Consider the following 5,629-nt stretch of genomic DNA (forward strand, 5'->3'; position numbering starts at 1 on the left):
CCGAACTCCTCGGTGTGTGCGCGGACCTTGTCGGGACCGCCGGCGATGCCGCCGGCCCGGGCGCCCTTGCGGGGGGCGATCTGGCCCCCGGCACTGCCGACCGGTCGGGTGGCCGCGGCCACCACGACGGTCTCGCCCTCCTTCGGGCGACCGATCTCGAGCAGCCCGGCGTAGGCAGTGAAGCCCGGCATGCCGAACACGCCCAGGGCGGTCGTCACCGGGGCGACCGACGGGTCGAGCTTGCGGACCTGGTTGCCGTCGACGACCGCGGCCGTCTGCCAGCCGGAGTAGGACAGCACGTGGTCACCGGGCGCAAGGCCCTCGAAGCGGGACTCGACGACCTCGCCGACGGTCCCTCCCACCATCACCTCGCCGATCTCGACGGGGGCGGCGTAGGACTTCGCGGCGCTCAGCCGACCGCGCATGTACGGGTCCAGGGACAGGTAGCGGATCGCGAGCGCGACCTGACCGTCGGCGAGGTCGGGCAGGGTCTCGGTCGCCGTGGTGAAGGTGTGCTCGTCAGGCTCGCCGACGGGTCGCTGGGCAAGGCGGATCTGGGTGGTGTCCATCTCGACAGCCTGTCAGTCGCGTGGTGACGGGCGAGGGCCGCACCAGCATCGCCCTCGGCAACCGAGCCCGGAGTAGCGTGATCGCATGGCTTACGAGGTGGACAAGACCGACGAACAGTGGCGGGCCGAGCTGAGTGCCGAGGAATACGCGGTGCTGCGGCAGGCCGGCACGGAGCGGGCCTTCAAGGGCGAGTACACCGACACCGAGACCGAGGGCACCTACTCGTGCAAGGCCTGCGGCCATCAGCTCTTCACGAGCACCACGAAGTTCCACTCGGGCTGCGGCTGGCCGAGCTTCTACCAGCCGATCACCGACACGATCGAGTACATCAAGGACACCACGCTCGGCATGGACCGCGTCGAGGTGAGGTGCGCCAACTGCGGCTCACACCTGGGGCACGTCTTCCCCGACGGCCACGGCACGCCGACCGGCGACCGCTACTGCATCAACTCGATCAGCTTGACGTTGCAGCCGGCCGACCGACCATGAACGCCTGCGCGCCCATCACCTTCCAGGCGAGCGGCACCTTGAGGTAGAGCTTGACCAGTCTGGGGCCGCTGGGCAGGCGACTCTTGGTGGTGTACGGCAGGAACCGCGCGATGTTGAGCTCCACGTCGAAGCCGGTCATCTTGAACGCCTCGACCAGCGCCCGGTCGTCGACCGGGGTGATGTGGTCGAGGAACATCCAGTAGTCCTTGCCGCAGTAGCGGACGTTGGGCTGGAGCACCATCAGCTTGCCGTCGGGCCGCAGCACGCGGCGTACCTCCTCCAGCGTCGAGACGATGACCTCGCGCGGCACGTGCTCGAAGAAGTTGCTGATGAAGACCCGGTCCACCGAAGCGGTCTCCAGCGGTGTCATCTCGTCGGATCGACAGATGTGGGTCTCCACGCCGTCGGCGGCACGGCTCACGACGTCGGGGTTGAGGTCGACGGCGATCCGGCGCCCGGCGCGGATGTTGTTGATGAACTCGCAGTGTCCCGCCGCGACGTCGAGCACCGTGGCGTCCTCGGGGACGAACTTCTGGAAGAAGTCCTGGCACAGCACCTCCCACAGGTCGGTGCGCATCTCGTGCTCGTCGGCGAAGCGTCGCCCGTAGAGCACCCGCAGGTCCTCGCCGTCAGTGTCCATCCGCAGTTCCTCCCCTCGGCGAGCCTCAGCTCACCGGTCCCCAGTGTCGGCTCATCCTAGGGTCAGCCGCGGCCGGACTTCTCAGGGTCACCTGCCAGCGCCGGCGACCGGCCTATAGGTTGAGGCCTGATCGCAACCGGGAGGTCCCACCCTTGTCTCGCACGACATTTGACCACGACGTCGTCGTGGTGGGCGGGTGCGGTCACGTCGGCCTTCCGCTCGCCATCGCGCTGGCGTCTCGCGGACTCGACGTCGCGATCCAGGACATCGACGCCCGCGCCGTCGACCTGGTGCTGAGCGGCGAGCTGCCGTTCATGGAGGAGGGCGCCCAGCCGCTGCTGCAGAAGGCCCTCGCCGACGCCACCCTGACCGCGACGACCGACCGAAGCGTCATCGCTCGCGCCGAGGCGGTGGTCGTCGTCATCGGCACCCCGGTCGACGAGCACCTCAACCCCGACCCGCACGCCGTCACCAAGGCGTTGCGGGAGTCGCTCGAGTCGTTCCGCGACGGCCAGCTGGTCGTGCTGCGCAGCACCGTCTATCCCGGTGTCACCCGGACCATCGAGCGACTCTTCACCGACGCCGGGCTCGACCTCGACGTCGCGTTCTGTCCCGAGCGCATCGCCGAGGGCCGGGCGATGGACGAGCTGTTCTCGCTGCCGCAGATCGTCTCCGGCCGCACCCAGGAGGCCCGCGACCGGGCCGCCAAGCTGTTCGGCGTGCTCACCGCGAGCATCGTGGAGCTCGAGCCCGAGGAGGCCGAGCTGGCCAAGCTGTTCACCAACAACTGGCGCTACATCAAGTTCGCCGCGGCCAACCAGTTCTTCGTCATGGCCAACGACCACGGTCTCGACTACGACCGGATCCGCAAGGCGCTAGCGCACGACTACCCCCGCGCCGCCGACATGCCGGGCGCCGGCTTCGCCGCGGGACCGTGTCTGTTCAAGGACACGATGCAGCTGGCGGCGTTCACCGACAACTCCTACGTCCTCGGGCACTCCGCGATGTTGGTCAACGAGGGTCTGCCGCTCTACCTCGTCACCCGCATGGAGCAGGCGCACGACCTCGCCGACCTCCGCGTCGGCATCCTCGGGATGGCGTTCAAGGGCGAGAGTGACGACATCCGCTCCAGCCTGTCCTACAAGCTCAAGCGGATCCTCGAGTTCCGCTCGCGCGAGGTCTTCTGCACCGACCCCTACGTCACGGTCGACGACACCCTGCTGCCGCTGGACGAGGTGCTCGAGCGCTCCGACGTGCTCGTCATCGGGGCTCCGCACAAGGTGTACGCCGACGTGGTGACCGACACGCCGGTCGTCGACGTCTGGAACCTCCTCGGCAACGGGACGCGCGTATGACCCTCGCGGTGTCTGTCGTCATCCCCGCCTACAACGAGCAGGACGGCGTGGTGGCGGTCCTGGACCGTATCTTCCAGGCCGTCGAGTCGACGCTGGAGGTGCTCGTCGTCGTCGACTGCGCCGAGGACGCCACCGTCCCGGTCGTGCAGGCCCATCCCAGGTACGGCGACGGCCTCACCCTCCTGGTCAACACCTACGGACGAGGTCCGGCCAACGCGATCCGCTACGGCATCGACCACGCCAGCCACGACGTCGTCGTCGTCACCATGGCCGACGGCTCCGACGACCCGCGGCAGATCGACCCGTTGGCTCGCCTGGTCGAACGCGGGGTCGTGGTCGCCGCCGCGTCGCGCTACTCCCCCGGCGGTCAGCAGGTCGGTGGCCCGCTGCTCAAGGGCCTCATCTCGCAGGGCGCCGGACGCACGCTCGGCGTGCTGGCCCGAGTCGGCACCCACGACGCGACCAACAGCTTCAAGGCCTACTCCACGGAGTTCATCCGCGAGGTCGGGATCCACAGCACCAGCGGCTTCGAGATCGGCCTCGAGCTCACGGCGAAGGCCCGGCGCCTGCGCCGGCCGGTCGCCGAGCTCCCCACCATCTGGCTCGATCGCACCATCGGCGACTCCCACTTCGACATGAAGGCGTGGATCCCGAAGTACCTCCGCTGGTACCGCTTCGCGTTCGGACCCGCCCTGACCCCCCAGCAGGTCTCCGAGCAGGCGGCCCGGATCGCCGCCCGCAATCAACGCGTCACCACAAGGAACGGAACGTCATCGTGAGCAACGACCAGAAGGTCCTCGTCTCGGGTTCAGCCGGCTTCATCGGCGGCTATGTGGTCGAAGAGCTCCTCAGCCGCGGCTACACCGTGGTCGGCATCGACAACTACTCCAAGTACGGCAAGGTCGAGAAGTCCTACGACAGCCACCCCGACTACCACTTCTACGAGGACGACTGCCGCAACGTCGACGTGATGAAGAAGCTGCTCGCCGACTGCGACCACTTCATCGCGGGCGCGGCCCTGATCGGCGGCATCTCCTACTTCCACGCCTACGCCTACGACCTGCTCGCGCAGAACGAGCGGATCATGGCCTCGCAGTGCGACGCCGCGATCGAGGCGGTCCAGCACGGCAAGCTCAAGAAGGTCACCTACCTCTCCAGCTCGATGGTCTTCGAGTCCACCGAGCACTGGCCGTCCAAGGAGGGCGACGAGCGGAAGATCCCGCCGCCGCTGTCGTCCTACGGCTTCCCGAAGCTCGCCGTGGAGTATTTCGCGAAGGCCGCCTGGGACCAGTACAAGGTGCCGTACACGATCGTGCGCCCCTTCAACTGCGTCGGCATCGGCGAGGGCCGCGCGCTCGGCGACGTCGAGGTCTCCTCGGGCAACGTCAAGCTGGCCATGAGCCACGTCGTGCCCGACATCGTGCAGAAGATCGTCAAGGGTCAGGACCCGCTGCACATCCTGGGCGAGGGCAACCAGGTGCGCCACTACACGTACGGCGGCGACCTGGCCAAGGGCATCGTGGAGTGCATGAGCCAGGACGCGGCGTACAACGAGGACTTCAACATCTCGACGCCGGAGTCGACCACCGTGCGCGTGCTGGCAGACGTGATCTGGCGCAAGATCAAGGGCGACGCCCCGCTGACCCTGGTCAGCGACGATGCCTACGAGTACGACGTGCAGAAGCGCGTGCCGGACGTCCAGAAGGCCAAGGACGTCCTGGGGTTCGAGTGCAGCACGTCGCTCGACGTCATGCTCGACGAGGTCATCCCGTGGGTGACGCAAGCGGTCGCTGACGGGCGTCTCTGATCGCCGGGCCGACCATCACTACGCCGCGCTCGTGGCGGTTGCCTGCCATTGACCGCACGCACCTCGTGGTCGGTCTGCCGTTCCTGCTGGCAACCGTCCTGCTCACGGTGCCGCTGGGGGCTCCGGTGCCGACGCCCGGGTTGGACCCGAGCTGGCGGCTGGTCCTCAATCTGGCGACGGACGTCCAGTTCGGGCGCGACATCATCTTCACCTACGGTCCGTGGGGTTACCTCGATTCGCCGCTGATCACCAGCACGGGTGCGTACGGCCTGGCGCTCCTGATCCGGGCGTGCGTGATCGCTGCGCTCTGGGTCGTGTCCGTGCGGGGCCTGATGAACCGCTGGCCGCTGTGGGCCGCCTCGCCCGCGGTGTCGATCTTCGTCGTGCTGGTGGCCACCAGTGACCTGTCCACCCTGGTCGTGGCCGTCACTGCCCAGTACGTCCTGCGGTGCGCCGTCTCCCGGGCCACCCCCGGGCAGCCGCGCACGCCCCTGATCGGGGTGGCGTGCCTTGCCGCCCTGACCGGAGTGATGATCCAGGTGAAGTTCTCCAACGGCGTCGCCGTCGGTGCCCTGGCGGCACTCGCCCTCGTGAGCGACGTCGGTCTCGGTCGTCGACGCCAACTGACCGGCTGGGGGTACGCGATCACCTCGTTCCTGGGTGTCGGGTGCGCAGCCTGGCTGGCACGCGGGCAGTCGTTGGCCGACGTGGGACCTTGGTTGCGGGGCAGCGTCGAGCTCACGGCGGGCTATCCCGAGGCGATGGGGA

General features: G+C 68.3%; 6 protein-coding genes and 1 pseudogene. 5 read left to right on the forward strand and 2 right to left on the reverse strand.

Translation table 11 applies throughout. From position 1 onward, the window contains the following. Positions 1-569: pseudogene (locus RMO85_RS12330) on the reverse strand (NADP-dependent oxidoreductase); the annotation flags it as partial. A gap of 85 nt (positions 570-654) precedes the next feature. On the opposite strand from RMO85_RS12330, the gene msrB reads away from it, so the two are divergent. Next, a complete protein-coding gene (gene msrB / locus RMO85_RS12335) occupies positions 655-1,059 on the forward strand; it encodes a peptide-methionine (R)-S-oxide reductase MsrB (RefSeq protein WP_310529021.1) in 405 nt (134 codons plus the stop codon). Here msrB and RMO85_RS12340 read toward each other — a convergent pair. Continuing rightward, positions 1,025-1,699 (reverse strand): class I SAM-dependent methyltransferase, encoded by a 675-nt coding sequence (locus RMO85_RS12340; protein WP_310529022.1) that lies wholly within the window; start codon positions 1,697-1,699, stop codon positions 1,025-1,027. The two genes, msrB and RMO85_RS12340, sit on opposite strands and share 35 nt — an antisense overlap. 152 nt (positions 1,700-1,851) lie before the next feature. Here RMO85_RS12340 and RMO85_RS12345 point away from each other — a divergent pair, with 152 nt between their 5' ends. From RMO85_RS12345 to RMO85_RS12360, 4 genes are all read left to right on the forward strand, one after another. Beyond that, positions 1,852-3,054, forward strand: a complete 1,203-nt coding sequence (locus tag RMO85_RS12345) for a nucleotide sugar dehydrogenase (RefSeq protein WP_310529023.1) — start codon at positions 1,852-1,854, stop codon at positions 3,052-3,054. Between the two features lie 8 nt (positions 3,055-3,062). Then, positions 3,063-3,833, forward strand: coding sequence for a glycosyltransferase family 2 protein (locus tag RMO85_RS12350; RefSeq protein ID WP_310529024.1), 771 nt, complete (start codon positions 3,063-3,065; stop codon positions 3,831-3,833). Further along, the gene (locus RMO85_RS12355; RefSeq protein WP_310529025.1) at positions 3,830-4,861 is read left to right on the forward strand and encodes an NAD(P)-dependent oxidoreductase; all 1,032 of its coding nucleotides are present in this window, start codon (positions 3,830-3,832) and stop codon (positions 4,859-4,861) included. The genes RMO85_RS12350 and RMO85_RS12355 overlap by 4 nt, the downstream gene beginning before the upstream one ends. Positions 4,862-4,899: 38 nt before the next feature. Continuing rightward, a partial coding sequence (locus RMO85_RS12360; protein ID WP_310529026.1) for a hypothetical protein occupies positions 4,900-5,629 on the forward strand: 730 nt, incomplete at its 3' end.

Source organism: Nocardioides sp., from assembly GCF_031422975.1.
In the GTDB taxonomy this organism is placed as follows: domain Bacteria; phylum Actinomycetota; class Actinomycetes; order Propionibacteriales; family Nocardioidaceae; genus Nocardioides.

Coding starts and splice junctions, on each gene's coding strand:
- msrB (WP_310529021.1), top strand. CDS start 655: ATGGCTTACGAGGTGGACAAGACCGACGAACAGTGGCGGGCCGAGCTG.
- RMO85_RS12340 (WP_310529022.1), bottom strand. CDS start 1,699: ATGGACACTGACGGCGAGGACCTGCGGGTGCTCTACGGGCGACGCTTC.